The sequence below is a fragment of the Dyadobacter bucti genome, from assembly GCF_005869225.1.
GTDB lineage: Bacteria > Bacteroidota > Bacteroidia > Cytophagales > Spirosomataceae > Dyadobacter > Dyadobacter bucti.
Genome location: NZ_SWFP01000007.1, coordinates 124,086 through 139,929, shown reverse-complemented (window position 1 = coordinate 139,929; position 15,844 = coordinate 124,086). Strand labels below are relative to the sequence as shown.

Below are 15,844 nucleotides of genomic sequence, written 5' to 3'. Positions count from 1 at the left end.
TAATAAACACACACGACAATGGCAGTAACCAGGGGTACCAGTGATGTCGAATTTGGCGATATAGCCGAAGATGGCGGTGTTGCAACCGTCTGGGAAACAGTCGGGGCGGTTTATGCGGATGAAACTGCATCATTGACCCAGGCTGATCCGACGACAAAAGATTTTATGTCCATCCAGTCAGATCAACCACTCGACAAGGATGTGACTCAGGGAGCGCTTACTTTGAACATGTCCGTCATGGATATGACACCTGATAAAATGGTTGATTATTTCGGTGGGGCCGTAACCGGTTCCGGAGACGCCAAAGTTTGGGAGGCACCTTTGCAGGCGCAGACCATTGAAAAGTCAATTCGTATTGTTCCCAAAAAAGGATTTTACCTCACTTTCGTTCGCGTTCAGATCTCCGCAAAGGCTGCTTACAATCTTCAGAAAGACGGATTGTTCACTGCTCAGCTTTTGCTTTCGGTTCTCAAGCCTGATAAAGCGAATACAGGGCCATGGAAATTCGGGCCGAAAGTCGCGTAATACTGTAATTCACATCATAACAGACATAAAAGCCTCCCAGTTGAGGCTTTTATTCAATACACACTATGGAAGAACAGCCATTTGATCCCAGGGAAGCAGAACAGAAAGAACTTGACCTTCTCAATAGTCGCGGGATGTTTTTTGAAGTTCCCAAGCGCTGGACGGGTTCACTGAGTAAAACCAAACTCCGCAAATTCCACATTAAAAGCCCGCCCCTGGGAGTCATGGACAGGCTTTCGGACGAATATATCAAGCTTGATCTGGATGAGGAGTTGCTTGAAAAAGACCCCTATCTGAAAGAGGCTAAAAACCTGACCAAAAAGCATACAAAACGGTGCGCGCGGATCGTGGCAATCGCAGTGCTTGGCAATAGCCCGCTCTTCCGGTTTATCTTCCCTTTCCTGGCTGATTACTTCTATTGGCGAATCAATTCGCGCATGCTCTTTAAACTTACGCTGATCATTCTTCAGATGAGCTACTATGGGGATTTTATAAACTCTATCAGATACCTGAGCGCAGCGAGGAGGACGACGACCCCTCAAATGCCGGAGACGCAGCTGATGGAGGATCTGAACATCGAGGACTAAACAGTCCTTACGGTTCGCGCGGCTCTATCCTTACCCACATGAAAATCACTTACCATGAATTGATGTGGGAGATTCCTTGGGCAGTCATCCAGAGAATGCTCATCGATGCTCCTACCTACAAATCCAAAAAGAATAAAGAGGCGGATTCGGAAAAGGGCAAGATGCTATCGCATGAGGGCCTGATGAAACAATTAATGAACTACCACGGCACACTAGAACGATAATGAATACTACCGACGGGGCGCTCTCTTACGAAGCCATCCTTGCAAACGCCAAGTTTCGTGCCGGGATCAATGAAATGATTCGGGATGTTCAGGGCCTAAGTAATACAGCGGTAAAGGAATCTCAAAAGATTGACGACACATTTTCAAAGCTTGGTAGGGCCGCCGCCGGTTATTTTGCTTTCACTGAGCTTTCACAACTTCCCCAAAAGCTTATTCAGGTCAGAGGCGAATTCCAGCAATTGGAAATTGCCTTTACCACTATGTTGGGGAACAAGGCTAAAGCCGATAAGCTTTTAGGGGAAGTCGTCCAACTCGCGGCTCAAACTCCTTTTGGACTAAAAGACGCGGCAAATGCAACAAAACAGCTTTTAGCCTATGGATCTGCCTCGCAAGATGTTGTCAAAGAACTCCGGATGCTTGGTGATGTGTCCGCAGGCATCTCCGTTCCCATTGGTGATCTCACCTATCTGTACGGAACATTGAGGTCGCAAGGTCGAGCGTATGCCGTTGATATAAGACAATTTGCTGGACGAGGAATACCAATTTATGCAGAGCTGGCTAAGGTTCTTGGAACGAATGTCGATAAGGTCAATGAGTTTGTTGAGCAAGGGAAAGTAGGATTTCCGGAAGTCGAAAAGGCGTTTAAAAACATGACTGGTGAAGGGGGGATGTTTTTCAATTTAATGGAAAAACAGAGCAAATCACTCACTGGCCTCACTTCGCAGTTAAAGGATGCGATTGAAATAATGTTTAACGACATAGGGAAATCGCAAGAAGCAGTATTGGGAGATTCAATCAAATTTGCCACTCTGATAGTTCAGAATTATGAACCACTGTTGGATGTTCTGACGACGATCGTCGCTACCTATGGTGCGTACCGCGCAGCTATTATCGCAACTGCCGCTGTTCAAGCCTTGCCAGCTGCTATCGCCGCAGCGAAAATGTACCGCGATCTCGCTCTTTCAATTCATTCGGCTGCTGATGCTCAGATTTTCTTCAATCTGGTTACCAAAGCCAATCCTTATGTCATAGCTGCGACGGCCCTGGTTACTTTGGTGACGGCGGTTGCACTGTTCCGCGATACTGCCACGGAAGCCCAAAAGGCCCAGCAGCGTCTCAATGGTGAAATCGAGAAGTCGGACAAGGTCGATATCCAACGGAAAATCAAGGTTGATCAATTAAAGAAATCAATACAGGACGAAACCAAATCACAGGAAGAGCGGAAACAAAAGTTACAGGAACTCATCGCACTTTCACCCAGACATTTAAGTGCGCTTACTTTGGAGAACATCGCCACAGACGAAAGCACAAAGGCAATTGAAGCAACCGTTCGAGCAATGAAAGAGCGGATGGTTCAGCAGAATTTGTACGACGAGAAACAGAAGACCAGGGAGCGGATCAAAGAACTAAAGTCAGGGAGCGCCGATAAAGAATTTCTCCCTTCTGTTTTGGAGGGCACGGGGTTGGCTTTGGCTCAAAGCTTTTCAGGAGGCAAAGTCGACTTGCAAAAAGAGGCAGATGTAATTACCCGACGAAACAGGGAGCAAGCAATTAAAGAACTAGAAGACTACGAAAAGACACTTGTTCAAAAGTCGCGGGAGGGAATTGAGGCGCGCAGGCAACAGAGACAAAAAGCAATCTCTGATGAGAAGTCAGATGCCGACCAAACGGTTAAATTCTACACAGATTCCATTAAGTCACTTCAAGAGCAACAGGAAACCGCTTCTTCGAACTCAGAATACAAACAACTTCAAAAGCAAATCGATGCTCTTGATGCCAAGCGTCGGGCAATAACTGGCGAGTTAACCAAAGAGCAGCAGAAGTATAAAAAGGACGCTGATAAAATTGGCCCGTTCGGATCGATCTCGTATTGGGAGGAAATTGCCAGAAAAGCCCAGGAAGTAATCGACAAAACGCCTGGTAGTAATACCAGTGTCCTTTCTCAGCAAATGCAGATCAAAACCGAAGCCGAGAAGAAGGCCGAGGACATCCGGAAACTTTACGCTGTCAAGTCATTTGAGGAAGAAATCGCACTGAAAAAACAGCAGTATGAACTTTATCAGCGCTGGGTCGATGCTTACGGGAAGAAAGCCGCAGATGAGCAATTCAAAAACTTGGTTGCTGGGAATGAGTCATATCTGGATTATATAAATTCAGAGATTAGAAAACTACAATCTCTGAATGATTTTACACCTTTAAACCAGGCAGATAGCAGCAAACTCGATTTGCTTAACACCGAAAAAAACCGTGTCACAGGAAAGGATTCGGGGATTGAGTTATTCAACAAACAGTTGATCGAGGCTGAGCAAAGCGCAGGCTCTTTATCTGAGGCCTTAGATAATCTGGCCGCAATTCAATCGGGCCTTGGAACTCCGAAAACAGAGGACGATTTCGAAAAACTAAAGCAAGTCTCCGAAATGAGACAATCTATAAAAAGGGAATTGCAGTTGATGCTGAGTGATTTTCTGGTCGAGGCAAATGCCAATGGAGCCAAGGTCTTACAAATCGAGAAAAGATACTTGGAATTGAAGGTGTTGGCTCAGAAAAATTCTAGTGGAGACGAACTGGAGGGACAATTAAAGGCAATAGAACTAAAGAAAAACGAGGAATTAGATGCGATCAAAGATGTAGAATTTGAGCAGTCGGATTCATACAAGAAAATATATCAACAATATCTTGACTATGGTCGGAAGCAGATTAAAGCCAGGATTGCAGATATTGACGAGGCCCTTAAAAAGGAAAAATTATCGATCGAAGAGCGGAAAAAGCTCGAATTGCTATTGGCCAACACCAAACGAGAGTTGAACAAAGATACGTCCGACGGGCTAAAAGAAGCTGCCGGCATCCTTGATTCAATTTTGGGTGATACTAGCATCAATATCTCCAAATCATTTTCTATTTCCTTCAAGCAGATCAGCGCTGCGCTCAACGACATTTCAACCTTAATGGATAGTAGCGCATCAACTGCTGATCAGGTCGGTAGCATTGTCGGGATAATCACTTTCGCTATCACTTCAGCCAGAGATGCCATGTTGAAGGCTTCGGATTTGGCTACCGCAATGGATGCCCAGGTAGAGAATTACCAGAATTTGGCCAATGAGCTGGAAGGTATCAATTATCTATTGGAGCGCCAACGCGTTTTGCTTGACGATTTAAAAGGAGTGGATAGGGCAGAAGGAGTGCTTTCACTCTATGATCAATATGCCAAACAGCAGGAAGATGCGCTTACTCGACTACAACAGCTAACAGTTGACACCATTGCCTCCCAAAAAGAGATATTTGTTGATCCAGTGTTCAATACGAAAGTTGAGAATAAAGGGTTTGGCGGCTTCTGGACAAATCTAATGACTGGCGGAAAAGCGAAGACCAAAATAGAGTATCAATTTGAAAGCGTTGATACATCCGGGTTTCAAGATATTGAGGACTACATTAACCTTCTTGCAGAGATTAAAAGGGGGGGAGGGAAGCTGTACGGGAAAGAAGTGGTTGAGGCGGACGTCAAAGCGTTGGAAGACCTGATCAACACATATAATGATGCGGTTGCCCAGCAAAAGGAATTGATGAATGAGCTTAAAGCCTATTATACTGGAACGACCGAAGAGGGTATTGTTGATAGTATTGTCCAAGGCTTTATTGATGGTAAGCGATCCGCCATGGATTTTGCAGAGGATTTCGAGCAAATGATGTTGAAGGCGGTCCAAAATTCATTGAAAGCAAATCTTCTGGACGCAGATATGAAGGCGTTCTATGATAAATTCTCTGAATATTCTCTAAGTGACTACACGCTCACGGATGCCGAGATCGCGGAATTAAAAGCTCTTTACAACAAGATCATTGAAGATGGACAGAAGAAATTTGATCAGATAGAGGCAGTAACCGGCGTTGATCTAAATGGCAATTCAGGCAGTGCGCCAAAAGCTCAGCAAGGGGTCATTACAGGGGCTTCGCAGGAGTCAGTTAACATTTTGGAGGGTCAAATTACGGCAATGAGAATTATTCAAGCCGATCATTTAATCGTAGCCAGAAGCTCATTGTTTGAACTGGCGGCAATTAGTAAAAACACTCAAGAACTATACGCGATGAGGCAGGATTTGGCAGAAATCCGCAGAGCATTGAATTATGATTGGCTACGCTCCATCGGAGGCGGTTGATTTTCTCCGGAAATAGTAACGGTAAATTACGCCACGCCCTTTTTGTATAATTGAGTTATTGACGTACTCCCATCCTCTATTTTCTAGGTAATTTATTGCCCAGACAATGGATCCGAATTTCACTTTTTCACCAGCTGCGTTGGTAATCTTGCCTTCAAGTTCTTTACGCTCTTGGCCGTAATCGATAGAAGCGGTGATGTTGGGTGATGCAACAAAGTCTTCTAAGACAATAAGCTCGATTACTTTGATTTCCCTGACAGTGTTGATGTTGGCGCCATTGACAAAGACTTGGGCACTTGCCGTTGCCGAGAACAATAATATAAAAACAAGATATTTCATCTGGAAGGTCTGTTTCCACAAAATTAACCGTTAATCCAATAATTCCCCCGAATTCTGATTAAATGGCTAGTGCAGCGAAGAAAGGGGGAACATTCAGAGTTGAACGGGTATTTGGTTCCGACTTCTTGAAGATATTTGCTTGGTCTAATTTAGATGTGATTTGCCGAATAGTAAATTGCGGTCCATGTTTAATGGTTGATAATCAAGGAATGGTATTTTTGCTGAAACCCTTGACTCATCGTTATGAAACCAATCGCAATTAAGGCCACGGCTCAGAAAGGCAGTATTATAACATTCAATTGTCAAGTATTTAAAGCATTAAATAATCGAGACAAATCCCAATCTCGGAAGTCTTTCCCAGCAAAGTTGTTCTTTGACACAGGGGCAAGTAATGGAACAATTAGTAAACAGTTAGTAACGGCTCTTGGATTAAAACCATTAGACCGGAGGGTAACCATTGTTACGGCAACTGGTCGGCAAGAGAATACACCGATTTATCTCGTAGACATCTTGATCGATAATATCCTTCCCATAACAGCGTATCCTGTTTTTGAGGGGTTTGATCATAAGGGTGCAGTGGAGATCACTGTTGGCATGTCGGGAATCATGTTAGGCGATTTTGCTATCACTAATTTAGGAATGATAAGTATCGCAACATTTCGGATGCCCTCAATATCGACAATCGATTTTACAAAAAATTGAGTTTGATATTGTAAAAAAATACTGAAAGGAGGCCCTGTTTCGGGGCTTCCTTTTTTTGTGGTATGTTTTTTGCTTGATTACGGCGCCGCCCAACTGCGGTTCCAATTGTGGAGGGTATAACTTAAAGGTGGTTCCGGGTTCGGGGCTGCTTTTTTTTGTTATAACGTACTCTATTTCTTAACCGAATAATAATTCTTGATCAAACAATCAGAGAAAAAATGTATTATTATATCATCAATTAGTCTGATAGACAAGTAGTTATGTAAACCCCTGGACACAATTTACCCATCGAAGATGAATGAGTTCTTAGTTAATCTCGGATTTAGCCTAGGCCTTTCGACTGCAACATTAACTCTTGTCGATATTATACTAAGTGCTGATCAAAAAAAATGGATTGTGAAAAACGCTGAGATCCTTTGGATCTGGCTGGACGATCAACGAACGGGGAAATTCATAAAGCTTTTCTTGCATCAAAAGACCCAATATATACTCTTCGCTATCTTTAGCTTAGTATTTGTAACAGGCGATTTCTTTCTGTACATAACAAATGACAGCGCGAAACATTTCTCAGATTTTTCAAAGGACTGGATTTATAAAATAAGCAACGCCAGTATCGAAGTAATATTAATTTTGGGCGCAACCTTCATTTCGTATAAGTTCTTACACCCAAAATTTCTTCGTCTGATTGGTTATAAAGAGTCGTTGATGTGGTATTTGACGGTAACGCTATTCCTTTCCATCGTCCTTGGGATGTCAACGCAGTACTTTGTTGAATGGATTGATTCGCTGAAATTGACGGGTGATATCCGAGTGGAGGACTCAGCTGACTATACAGCGCGAGAACTGATTGCCAAAACTAAGTCTAATGAAGATGTAATTTGGCTGTTTTTTATGTCAATAATCTTAGTAAATCTCACAGCAGAACTAATCGTTTTTGCCTTTCTTTTTTCAGTTGCTCTAATTTGGTCAATTATTGTAATGATAGTCATTGCAATTTTTCGAGTCGTCCAAATTGCGGCAATTCGGATCGCTGAAAATCCAAAAGGGCCGATTATGGCCGTCAGCGGATTTTTAACGGCGTTTAGTGCAATAGTAAAATATTTTCTGCCTGGATGATGGCGGTGCCTGGTATTCACATATTTCTTTTGTTCTCCGGATACTTGAAATAATAAGCTTCAATAACCAGATCCAGTTGTTCGCTCCGGTTCAGTTTGGTGTCTGCGTCCGTGACGAACTCGAATAGTCTGTCCAGGTGCTCGTCGTGGAGATAAAAGAAAGCTCCGTTGTATCGGCTGTAAATCTTGAAGGGCAATTGCTTTCCGGATATCCAGCCTATGTGAGGTTGGTAGTCGTCGATGTCGGAGACGGGTACTTCCCTCAGGAATTTGAAGCCGTGGAGGAACATAGGTGAGCAAGTAATTGGTACTAAGAAGGTGGAAATTTGGGATAATTGGAGGAGCTAGTATATGGTGAAAGGCATTTTTTTATCTGCGACCCTCAAATTTTTTGTTTTTATAGGAGATGAAAAGGGAGCCGAAGCCCCCTTTTCTCAGTCTTAAAACAATTTGTCCACTATGCTACTTTCCTCAAATGAACTTGATTATCAAATGAAAACGCATCTTTAATAATATCTATCGGAAGGGCCATAGTTTCTGCTAAATCGTTGTCACTATAATCTAATTCTTCTCTGAATAACAAATAACCGTTTTTAAAGCACGTAGGCTTGTCTATGAAAACATTAATCGGTTCCTTTTTGCTGTAACCATTTCGACTGATTTCAATCATTAGGTATCGATACCGATCAGAATCTATACCATTTAAATCTCTCGCTCGACGGATGAGAGAAGACATTGATGTTAGCCAGTATGATTTCAAGTCGGCAAGTTCGCTAAATTTCAGTCCTCTAAGATCGTCCTTGATATCAATTTCAGGCATAAGGAATTCACTCGCAAATACATTGGCTTCATATTCTTTGTCCCTGTGCTCAGGAATTGGATATTCCAGTTCATTGTGCATCAATAAATGGGCAAGTTCATGAGATAAATTAAATCGTTTCCGATCGTTCGAAAACGATCTGTTTAGAATGATGATTGGGTAACCTTTATCAGTAAAAAATGACACCGCATCGAATTTTTCAGATTCTTCTATCTCGTGGATGATAATGCCACTCTTCTCTAGCAAGCCGAAAATATTCTTAACAGGCTCTCTGTTAAAAAGTCGCAGCAGTTTTCTAGTATACCCAGCGACATATTTTGGGGAATATCCTTCTTCTAAGTCGAAGTATGCTAGTCGAAAGGCTGGCCAATTTATAGATTCCGACATTTCATCGATCATATAACCGATCACGCGGCATTTGTTCTCAAATCTCCTTACGAGAGTTTTGCTAATAACTGATCTCTTGCGATAATTTCCATTTTCAATTGTGCTATTAATCTTCTTTTTAAAGAAGCCTTCGGGGAAATTCAAGAATTCGAAAACTTTCGTTTGGATTTCTTCGGAAAGGGTACCCATTCCTTTTTCAAATTTCGATAGGTTTGACTGCGATAATCCAGGTATACTATTGGACAGTTCTGACTGCGTATACCCTCTGTATTCTCTAGCGAAAATCAATTGTCGGGTATTCATGAGATGATAAATGTTTTGTGGTTTAAGAAGTCTTGGGGATTGCTGACCAAAAAATTAAATCGCCTTATTAATTTTAGATTTCAATCCGGCTTTCAATTCCGGTTTCACCGAAAACTCTTCGTGATCAGTAAACATTGGCACTTGATAACTAATCTCTTGTTCAGTTATCGAGAATTTAACTCGTTCTTCATCGATATAAATCAACTGAGGATTTTTACAAACTCCAAAACGGTCCTTCTGATACCCGAAGTACAAGATGGGACTTTCCACTCCATCAGAATCAGAAAAGAGATCCAGGGAGAGACTTTGGTTATTGATCATCTGTACATTTTTAGTCTTAATGTTCATCGGAACGCCCTTGTTGTTCAGTTTTTTAAACAGAACAATATAGCCGTTCACCGATAAAATAAGACGCTTGTATTTACCATACAGGGCTTTGTTCTGAAAATGATCGAACAAGCTCCCTGCGAAAAACGTTTGCATAAGAGAGGGTTCGAGTGTTTTTGAACGTATTCGAACGGGGATTCCGTTCAGCACCCTCTGTGAATTTTCCAACGCCTGGTAAAATGTGTCGAAAAGCTGTTGCAATTCATTATTAAGGTCATGCATACAACCATTTTTACTGGCAAGTCTTCGTTTCCCTTGCCTTTTACCCGAAATAGTATTAATTTCGGGACTTCGATAATCATTGATAGTTATCATATAGTTATTTTTTTGTAATGAGGGTCAGCAATCCCCTTAACTACATTATTACAGTCCTGTTTGGCGCAGGACTGTTTTTGTTTTTGCAAATATATAATTTTTCTGGAAAGTTGTATATAATTTTTCAAAAAAATTGTGTGATTGTATCTGAACTTTAAGAGCCTACCTTAAAATTCCAAAATTTAGAATGACACTACCAGCCAGTTTAACTACAAAGTGTTGCCTTTTCTGTAATTTGAAGATTGTTAAACAGATAGATCTCCCTTCTCCAACCACTCCTTCAACTCCACCAACCTCAAATACGCCGGGATTGGGTGTCTCCCACGTGGCGCATGCTCTATCTGGATAAACTGAGCTTCAACAAATTTTTCCAGATTGTGGATGGTCGAGTATGAATTCGTGCTAACCGGGCCTTCCGGCAGTTTCGCACTGTCAAAGAATAGTTTGAGCTCATCGATGGTGTATTCTTGTGACATTACTTTCTTGTAACTTTGATGATCATTCGGCGGGTTCAAAAGTAGTTTTTAATGACGGAGAAAGAAACGTTTGCTCTTCAAATTCCTGATGGTGTTTTCAAGGTGGATCCCGGTATCCCGCTTGGCGACATGCTCATTCAGATCCAAAGGCAGTTTCCTCCTTTCAACTTTTACTTCAACAAGCCGGAAGGAATGAGCACGAATGATTTTCTGATGCTCAACAAGCCGGTGCCGTTTAAGTACTACTTCGAGTACGGGCAAATCAAACGTTGGTTCTCGTCGGTGATCAGCCAAGCGCAGGCAGATTACAAGGCTGGCAATGTAGAACGGGCAATCTGGGCCTATGAAACGTTGTTGGAGCAGCGTTACCCCAATTACAAGCCGTATGACCTGTTGATTTCGATTTACCGCAAGCAGAAGGATTTTGAGAACGAGCAGCGCGTTCTTCGGCACTCCATTGACTTCTTTTCTAAACTCCGGGAAAGCCAACGAAAATACGTTTTATCACTTGCCCGTGAGTATAATATGGAATGGAAAGCTTTGGAATATATTGAAGCCGGAAAAAAGATTTGGTATTATGGAGGGGCGTTTGTGGTTTATGATCCGGTAGGGGTGATGGGAAAGTGGGAAAACCGATATAAAACTTCTTACAATAATGAGAAATTGGAAATCTTGGGGGCCCCGTTTTGCTAATGAACTGAACGGAATTGCCGGTGTAACAGGAATTGGCGGTACCCTTATGGGCGTTTCGGGAGTTACTATTTTTTCTGGCACAGCACTTGCATCGGCATTAAGCGGAGGTGGGGTTTTTCTTGCAGTGGGCACTTTTGTGTATGCCATAGTGAAAGCATTTCCCGTATCAAAGAGAAAGGCTGAGGATTTACTGGGCAAGCATCTCGATATTAACGAGTTAAATGACATTTACCCGCCATTAAAGACTATAGGGTTTATCGGTCCGAAGGCTGTTGGGAAAACCACCTTAAAAGAGTATCTGAAATTTCAAAACCTTCCCCGAAGAAGAACACAGACCATAACTGGGCAAATCATAGCAATCCCAGAGCAAGCACAGCAGTTTATAGTAGTTCTTGACGGAGCCGGAGAATGGAATACCCAGCAATTTAAAATAGCGGAGATTGCGGATTACATTTGTGTAATTCTTGATCACAATTTTTCACATGTGGATTCAGCGTTATCAGATGGTAGATTGAAAGAAATTACACAATTATATGATCAACTTAGAAGGCATTTGATACAGACGAACGTATCTAAAAAGAAGTGGATTGAGGTGCTAGTGAACAAGCGAGACCTCTGGCAGCAGGCCTCCGCGAACGATCAAGTAATTTTCGAACAATTTTATACAGATGAATTTTCGAAATGGAGAAATGGTAACTTTGCAGATGTGGTGACCTTGTCTCTTCATTCTAATGAAATTGTTCCAGATCTTAATGGATTTATGGAAAAATTGAAAGCACGCGCTTGATTATGTTTCAACTCGTTATTATCTAAAAATGGGTAAAGAATTTAGTATAGTAGTTAATAACTCTCCAGTTAAATTTGCAATTGTCGGGCCAAACAGGTCTCGAGACATGGTGTGGGTCAAAAGTGATGACGCAGGGCTTGACCTTTTAGCCACAGCAATGGAAAATAAGTCAGCTGTTGATCGTTCAGTTTCAGTCTTTAATTTTTACTTTCTACTTGGGCTGATGAGTCAGTTTAATTTGGTTACTGAATTTGGAGCCATGACAATCGGCCTCGGTGACTATGATGACCGTCAATCAACCTTGCGATTTGTCTGGGAGGGTTTTTGTACCGATAAAGAAAAAGCGAAGGTCAACGAGATTTTCAGTCGGCTCATCTATGATATTAGAGAATCCGTCATGAGCGGGAGCATTTCTGACCTTGAATTAAGCCTAGCTATCCTCGTTTCAAAGTGTTCGGAGTTCCATAAACGGCATCTAGCAAGGCGTCGATTATTCAGGGTTATTCTAGGCTTGTATCTTTTGTTTGGTCTGCTAGCGTTCGTCTACGGAATTGTTCGTGCATCTGTTAAGTTTGGAGTGTAGCATGAGTATATATCTTTCTTGTTACCAGGGTGATACTTTTATAACGTTGTGGTTTTTAACCGTGTGTGAGAAATCCCAACAGCATAACAAATGGAGCGCACATGCCTTATAGATTTCTTCCAAAATTGTCATTTATCATTTTGCCGAGGTCCGGAATATGATCACTTGAACCACTCCACCAAGTAAATAGAATCCCTGACATCATCATTGATCGCCCCAACAATCCCCGACTTCTCAATAATGTACTTCTTACCGGGCTCCGTCCATCGCCCTTCCTTGGTCTTAAGTAACCCTTTGCCCTTGCTCAGCGGTTGCACCAAAAACACTTTATAACCCGCTTTTTCAAGCATCTTGACCAGCATCTTTCCGGCTGCGTGGTTCTCGCCAACATTCCGGGCCTTTGCCTGGGCGACTCGATAATTCCCGCCACGGAAGTTTGATTTTTTGTTCAGCCAGCCGGCTTCCAGGTAGATTTTTGATGATTCCGGCGGGCAGATACCGATCAGCACTTCAATTATGTCCTCGTTCGGGATTGATTTGTGGATCAACCAGGATTTTAACTCAGAATTCCAGACAGCAACGCCGGATTTATGTAGGTCGGGGTCGATGCCGATTAGGAAGGTCATGGTGTGTGTGTATTATTGAACGATTGATAATTGTAACTACCTGAAGACTAGTAGATTAGAAAAATTTTTTTGATGTTTTTTGCAATAATATTTTCATTAAAACATTATTAAAGAAATCTCAAATTCTAAAATCATGAATGCTAATTCCTTCCCTAACCTAACACCCATTTTTTCTCGAAAAAGCAATATTAAGTTCGTTTTAGTATTCATGACTATTACCGCTCCCTTGTTATCTGATGCGGCGGTTAATCAGTTGGACACGGCACAGTTCATTAAGTCAATTACCAATCCAGATCCTACCGCATCTCAAAATAAACCAGTGACAATGAATAGTCAAGCCGAACCAATGAAAAGTAAGCAGGGAAACTTGATAAGCGACAGGAACTTACTGCTTACAATGGTCATATTATCATTTGGGCTCATCATTATTGGGATCTGTGCCTTACTTGTTCGAATGGATAAATTGGACGAACCCTCATTTTTGAAAGCTGTTACTATTTCTATTGCTTGTACTAGTTCTCTAATCCTCGTCGTTGCCGGGTATTCCACTGAACAGATTGCCCCAGCATTTGGACTACTTGGAACGCTTGTGGGATATTTATTGGGTCAAAAAACAAATAATTCCAAAAAACCGTTATGAAACCAACTATAACATTATCCGCCTTAATGCTGTCGATAGCCCTCAGTTCGGAAGCAGTAATTGCTCAAATAACTTTAAATTCATTTACCGTTCCACTTGGGCCGAGGGAGTATGTCTTAAAACAAATTCGAGAATTTCATCGAGAGGCCCCATTTGACATTCAACAATCAAGTCAAAACAAAGCTCAGCCTCGAGATCCGGAGTTGTACTATAAAAACCGGATACTGATCAGTAATTTGACCGCTCATGATTTGAGATTCGCATTAGATTACTCTCCATATCATTTACCAAAGGGGCGTGATTTGACGACTGACGAGATGACGGCTCCAATAAAATTTGTTCTGGTTACGGGGGAGAAGTTGGTTGAATATGTTTTACACCCGGGAAAGCAATATAGGATCTTTTGGAACAATGGCTATCGTTCGTATGATCTCTTGGAAATGGAATTCGATTAAAATAAGTAGTATAATTTTTAAGTTTGCCCCCGACGGGATTGCCGGGGGCGACTGCGAATCTATTGGCCAACACGGGTATGGCAACTGCATTGTCAAGGGTTGTTATCCATACTGTACAACCTGCATTCCTCACGTGTTTTGGTACTTGGCCTATCTGTCGTTAAATGGTTCGATTTGAAAAACCCGGTACTAACGTGCGTGTTCCCGGGTTATCGTCGGTTCGGGCTGACCGCTGGCCCTCATCCCTGATTCATGCGACTACGGTCTGTCGCTGGCATACGCCACTGCAGCTCACTGTTCGGCTTTGATGTTGCTCCTATGATGGGATCCGCCCCCATGACCTCCGTCGGTATATTGCAACCGACGGTACTCTGAACTGACTGAGCTACATAGGTTCCTTTGCTTCGGGTCTTTCCCCGACGTCCGACACTTGAACTGTTCTTCGCGCTACAGCCGTTCGTGTGTCCGTCGCTTCGTTAGGTGATCAGGGCAGGATTCGAACCTGCATGGTAAGGATAGGCGTGTACCGACGCCTCGTTTTACCCTTCTGCTAAATCAATGGGCTGCAATTCCATCCACCGTATCCACTTGTATATGTGGGTAACGCCTTTCGGCCAATTAAGGGATGCAGTCTCGCTATCTCGTTTAGCGCATCGTTACGCGGTCTCACCGAACGAAGTCTCCTTTACCTGATGAGCGTCTACCAATTCCGCCACCTGATCAATTAATTATTTCTTTGACTCAATACTTTGGGCTTCGCGACCTTCTCCTTCTTCACCGGCGCAGCCTTCACTTCTTCCTTCTCCAAATAAACCCCGTCTTCAAAGGCTTTTTTCGATTCGTCCGTTGCTGCGAGACTGATCCCTTCAAGTGTCCGGGTATAAACCCCGTGTCCAGCCTGATCGAGCTCTTCAAAAGCCGCTTTCACCGTTTCTTTGTCGGTTTCCTTATTGACGAAATGGGTCAGCCATACTCTGTCGCGGGCTGTCTCGGAAACCGTTTTATTCAGCGTTTCCAGGATCTTGTGTTTGAGATTTTTCATTTGCTGTAAAGGTTATAGTTTCGTTTGCGACTTGAAGTTGATCCTGAACATGCTTGTTGAAAATCAAACATTGGTCGTAAGATGTGATTGTTTGAGCGACTTGGATAGCTTCATCCTTTGAACCCAGCCACAGTTGAACCTTATTGACATGATCCATATACTCTTCCAAATTACTGGTGGTCAAAAAACCATTGTTCGTAAACACGATCTGATAATATGGCGAACCAGTGAAATGAGGTAAGATTTTGACTCCGAATCTCCGTTGCGCTTTTTGCCATGGTATGGGATCAGAACTTTCTGTGATCACATTACCGGGATTACTGAAACTGAAAAGCATTGAGGCGAGTAGCAATAGCATCCCCAAGACGACCATCGCCCCAAGTATTCCACCGAAAACATTCCAACGGGAGGTATTCTTTTCATCATCTTCTTCTGTCCTTTCTTTCGTAGAAGATGCCCTCGAATTGAACAGCATACTTGCTATCAGAATTACGATAATTGTTATAAGTAGTGAATTGTCCATCCGATATATCTTAAAACGAAGAAGGCCCGAACCAATGAGAGTTGATCCGGGCCCGGTGGAAGTTCCATTCCTGGGAATGGTATTGAAGCCTCTCATCTCGTCAATACCACTACTAATATTCTGTTATTCTTATCGTGAATACAAATGTAAAGATATTTTAAAAC

General features: G+C 42.5%; 19 protein-coding genes. 11 read left to right on the top strand and 8 right to left on the bottom strand.

Annotated elements, in window-relative coordinates:
- Positions 1-18 precede the first annotated feature (18 nt).
- The 4 genes from FBF61_RS22280 to FBF61_RS22265 all read left to right on the top strand — a co-directional run bounded on the left by FBF61_RS22280 (position 19) and on the right by FBF61_RS22265 (position 5,487).
- Positions 19-525, top strand: a complete 507-nt coding sequence (locus tag FBF61_RS22280; RefSeq protein WP_138481537.1) for a hypothetical protein — start codon at positions 19-21, stop codon at positions 523-525.
- A 65-nt stretch (positions 526-590) separates the two neighbouring features.
- Positions 591-1,112 carry a hypothetical protein gene (locus FBF61_RS22275; protein ID WP_138481535.1) on the top strand — a complete coding sequence of 174 codons (522 nt, stop codon included), beginning with the start codon at positions 591-593 and terminating at the stop codon, positions 1,110-1,112.
- 38 nt (positions 1,113-1,150) lie between these two features.
- A complete protein-coding gene (locus tag FBF61_RS22270; RefSeq protein WP_138481533.1) occupies positions 1,151-1,336 on the top strand; it encodes a hypothetical protein in 186 nt (61 codons plus the stop codon).
- Positions 1,336-5,487 (top strand): tape measure protein, encoded by a 4,152-nt coding sequence (locus FBF61_RS22265; protein WP_138481530.1) that lies wholly within the window; start codon positions 1,336-1,338, stop codon positions 5,485-5,487. The genes FBF61_RS22270 and FBF61_RS22265 overlap by 1 nt, the downstream gene beginning before the upstream one ends.
- Here FBF61_RS22265 and FBF61_RS22260 read toward each other — a convergent pair.
- Entirely contained in the window at positions 5,464-5,826 is a 363-nt protein-coding gene (locus FBF61_RS22260; protein WP_138481528.1) for a hypothetical protein, read from the bottom strand. The genes FBF61_RS22265 and FBF61_RS22260 overlap by 24 nt on opposite strands.
- Before the next feature lie 243 nt (positions 5,827-6,069).
- Between FBF61_RS22260 and FBF61_RS22255 the strand changes: the two genes are divergently transcribed.
- Complete coding sequence (locus FBF61_RS22255) at positions 6,070-6,528, top strand: retroviral-like aspartic protease family protein (protein WP_138481526.1); 459 nt, start codon at positions 6,070-6,072, stop codon at positions 6,526-6,528.
- A 294-nt stretch (positions 6,529-6,822) separates the two neighbouring features.
- Complete coding sequence (locus FBF61_RS22250) at positions 6,823-7,644, top strand: hypothetical protein (protein WP_138481524.1); 822 nt, start codon at positions 6,823-6,825, stop codon at positions 7,642-7,644.
- 16 nt (positions 7,645-7,660) lie between these two features.
- On the opposite strand, the gene FBF61_RS22245 is transcribed toward FBF61_RS22250, so the two are convergent.
- The 4 genes from FBF61_RS22245 to FBF61_RS35655 all read right to left on the bottom strand — a co-directional run bounded on the left by FBF61_RS22245 (position 7,661) and on the right by FBF61_RS35655 (position 10,331).
- Positions 7,661-7,933, bottom strand: coding sequence for a hypothetical protein (locus tag FBF61_RS22245; protein ID WP_138481522.1), 273 nt, complete (start codon positions 7,931-7,933; stop codon positions 7,661-7,663).
- A gap of 167 nt (positions 7,934-8,100) precedes the next feature.
- Positions 8,101-9,153: an XRE family transcriptional regulator gene (locus FBF61_RS22240; protein ID WP_138481520.1), complete on the bottom strand. Its 1,053-nt coding sequence runs from the start codon at positions 9,151-9,153 to the stop codon at positions 8,101-8,103.
- A gap of 54 nt (positions 9,154-9,207) precedes the next feature.
- The gene (locus FBF61_RS22235; RefSeq protein ID WP_138481518.1) at positions 9,208-9,855 is read right to left on the bottom strand and encodes a hypothetical protein; all 648 of its coding nucleotides are present in this window, start codon (positions 9,853-9,855) and stop codon (positions 9,208-9,210) included.
- Between the two features lie 245 nt (positions 9,856-10,100).
- Positions 10,101-10,331: a DUF6965 family protein gene (locus FBF61_RS35655; RefSeq protein WP_374756630.1), complete on the bottom strand. Its 231-nt coding sequence runs from the start codon at positions 10,329-10,331 to the stop codon at positions 10,101-10,103.
- Positions 10,332-10,382: 51 nt separating this feature from the next.
- Here FBF61_RS35655 and FBF61_RS22230 point away from each other — a divergent pair, with 51 nt between their 5' ends.
- Genes FBF61_RS22230 through FBF61_RS22220 form a run of 3 tightly spaced genes read left to right on the top strand, consistent with a single transcriptional unit; the run spans position 10,383 to position 12,394 of the window.
- A complete protein-coding gene (locus tag FBF61_RS22230) occupies positions 10,383-11,024 on the top strand; it encodes a tetratricopeptide repeat protein (RefSeq protein ID WP_138481516.1) in 642 nt (213 codons plus the stop codon).
- Positions 10,987-11,811, top strand: a complete 825-nt coding sequence (locus FBF61_RS22225; protein WP_138481514.1) for a GTPase domain-containing protein — start codon at positions 10,987-10,989, stop codon at positions 11,809-11,811. The genes FBF61_RS22230 and FBF61_RS22225 overlap by 38 nt, the downstream gene beginning before the upstream one ends.
- Positions 11,812-11,839: 28 nt before the next feature.
- Positions 11,840-12,394 carry a hypothetical protein gene (locus tag FBF61_RS22220; RefSeq protein ID WP_138481512.1) on the top strand — a complete coding sequence of 185 codons (555 nt, stop codon included), beginning with the start codon at positions 11,840-11,842 and terminating at the stop codon, positions 12,392-12,394.
- A 161-nt stretch (positions 12,395-12,555) separates the two neighbouring features.
- Here the strand turns inward: FBF61_RS22220 and FBF61_RS22215 are convergent, their stop codons facing one another.
- Entirely contained in the window at positions 12,556-13,020 is a 465-nt protein-coding gene (locus tag FBF61_RS22215) for a hypothetical protein (RefSeq protein ID WP_138481510.1), read from the bottom strand.
- A 133-nt stretch (positions 13,021-13,153) separates the two neighbouring features.
- Here FBF61_RS22215 and FBF61_RS22210 point away from each other — a divergent pair, with 133 nt between their 5' ends.
- On the top strand, positions 13,154-13,660 hold the full coding sequence (locus FBF61_RS22210) for a hypothetical protein (RefSeq protein ID WP_138481508.1): 507 nt from the start codon (positions 13,154-13,156) through the stop codon (positions 13,658-13,660).
- Positions 13,657-14,115, top strand: coding sequence for a hypothetical protein (locus FBF61_RS22205; RefSeq protein WP_138481506.1), 459 nt, complete (start codon positions 13,657-13,659; stop codon positions 14,113-14,115). The genes FBF61_RS22210 and FBF61_RS22205 overlap by 4 nt, the downstream gene beginning before the upstream one ends.
- A gap of 724 nt (positions 14,116-14,839) precedes the next feature.
- Here the strand turns inward: FBF61_RS22205 and FBF61_RS22200 are convergent.
- Positions 14,840-15,157, bottom strand: a complete 318-nt coding sequence (locus tag FBF61_RS22200; protein WP_138481504.1) for a hypothetical protein — start codon at positions 15,155-15,157, stop codon at positions 14,840-14,842.
- Positions 15,117-15,680 (bottom strand): hypothetical protein, encoded by a 564-nt coding sequence (locus tag FBF61_RS22195; protein ID WP_138481502.1) that lies wholly within the window; start codon positions 15,678-15,680, stop codon positions 15,117-15,119. Before FBF61_RS22195 ends, FBF61_RS22200 begins: the two co-directional genes overlap by 41 nt.
- Positions 15,681-15,844: the final 164 nt, after the last annotated feature.

Bases quoted from the DNA above. Each gene is read 5' to 3' on its own strand.
- FBF61_RS22280 (WP_138481537.1), top strand. From the start codon at position 19: ATGGCAGTAACCAGGGGTACCAGTGATGTCGAATTTGGCGATATAGCC.
- FBF61_RS22275 (WP_138481535.1), top strand. From the start codon at position 591: ATGGAAGAACAGCCATTTGATCCCAGGGAAGCAGAACAGAAAGAACTT.
- FBF61_RS22270 (WP_138481533.1), top strand. From the start codon at position 1,151: ATGAAAATCACTTACCATGAATTGATGTGGGAGATTCCTTGGGCAGTC.
- FBF61_RS22265 (WP_138481530.1), top strand. From the start codon at position 1,336: ATGAATACTACCGACGGGGCGCTCTCTTACGAAGCCATCCTTGCAAAC.
- FBF61_RS22260 (WP_138481528.1), bottom strand. From the start codon at position 5,826: ATGAAATATCTTGTTTTTATATTATTGTTCTCGGCAACGGCAAGTGCC.
- FBF61_RS22255 (WP_138481526.1), top strand. From the start codon at position 6,070: ATGAAACCAATCGCAATTAAGGCCACGGCTCAGAAAGGCAGTATTATA.
- FBF61_RS22250 (WP_138481524.1), top strand. From the start codon at position 6,823: ATGAATGAGTTCTTAGTTAATCTCGGATTTAGCCTAGGCCTTTCGACT.
- FBF61_RS22245 (WP_138481522.1), bottom strand. From the start codon at position 7,933: ATGTTCCTCCACGGCTTCAAATTCCTGAGGGAAGTACCCGTCTCCGAC.
- FBF61_RS22240 (WP_138481520.1), bottom strand. From the start codon at position 9,153: ATGAATACCCGACAATTGATTTTCGCTAGAGAATACAGAGGGTATACG.
- FBF61_RS22235 (WP_138481518.1), bottom strand. From the start codon at position 9,855: ATGATAACTATCAATGATTATCGAAGTCCCGAAATTAATACTATTTCG.
- FBF61_RS35655 (WP_374756630.1), bottom strand. From the start codon at position 10,331: ATGTCACAAGAATACACCATCGATGAGCTCAAACTATTCTTTGACAGT.
- FBF61_RS22230 (WP_138481516.1), top strand. From the start codon at position 10,383: ATGACGGAGAAAGAAACGTTTGCTCTTCAAATTCCTGATGGTGTTTTC.
- FBF61_RS22225 (WP_138481514.1), top strand. From the start codon at position 10,987: ATGAGAAATTGGAAATCTTGGGGGCCCCGTTTTGCTAATGAACTGAAC.
- FBF61_RS22220 (WP_138481512.1), top strand. From the start codon at position 11,840: ATGGGTAAAGAATTTAGTATAGTAGTTAATAACTCTCCAGTTAAATTT.
- FBF61_RS22215 (WP_138481510.1), bottom strand. From the start codon at position 13,020: ATGACCTTCCTAATCGGCATCGACCCCGACCTACATAAATCCGGCGTT.
- FBF61_RS22210 (WP_138481508.1), top strand. From the start codon at position 13,154: ATGAATGCTAATTCCTTCCCTAACCTAACACCCATTTTTTCTCGAAAA.
- FBF61_RS22205 (WP_138481506.1), top strand. From the start codon at position 13,657: ATGAAACCAACTATAACATTATCCGCCTTAATGCTGTCGATAGCCCTC.
- FBF61_RS22200 (WP_138481504.1), bottom strand. From the start codon at position 15,157: ATGAAAAATCTCAAACACAAGATCCTGGAAACGCTGAATAAAACGGTT.
- FBF61_RS22195 (WP_138481502.1), bottom strand. From the start codon at position 15,680: ATGGACAATTCACTACTTATAACAATTATCGTAATTCTGATAGCAAGT.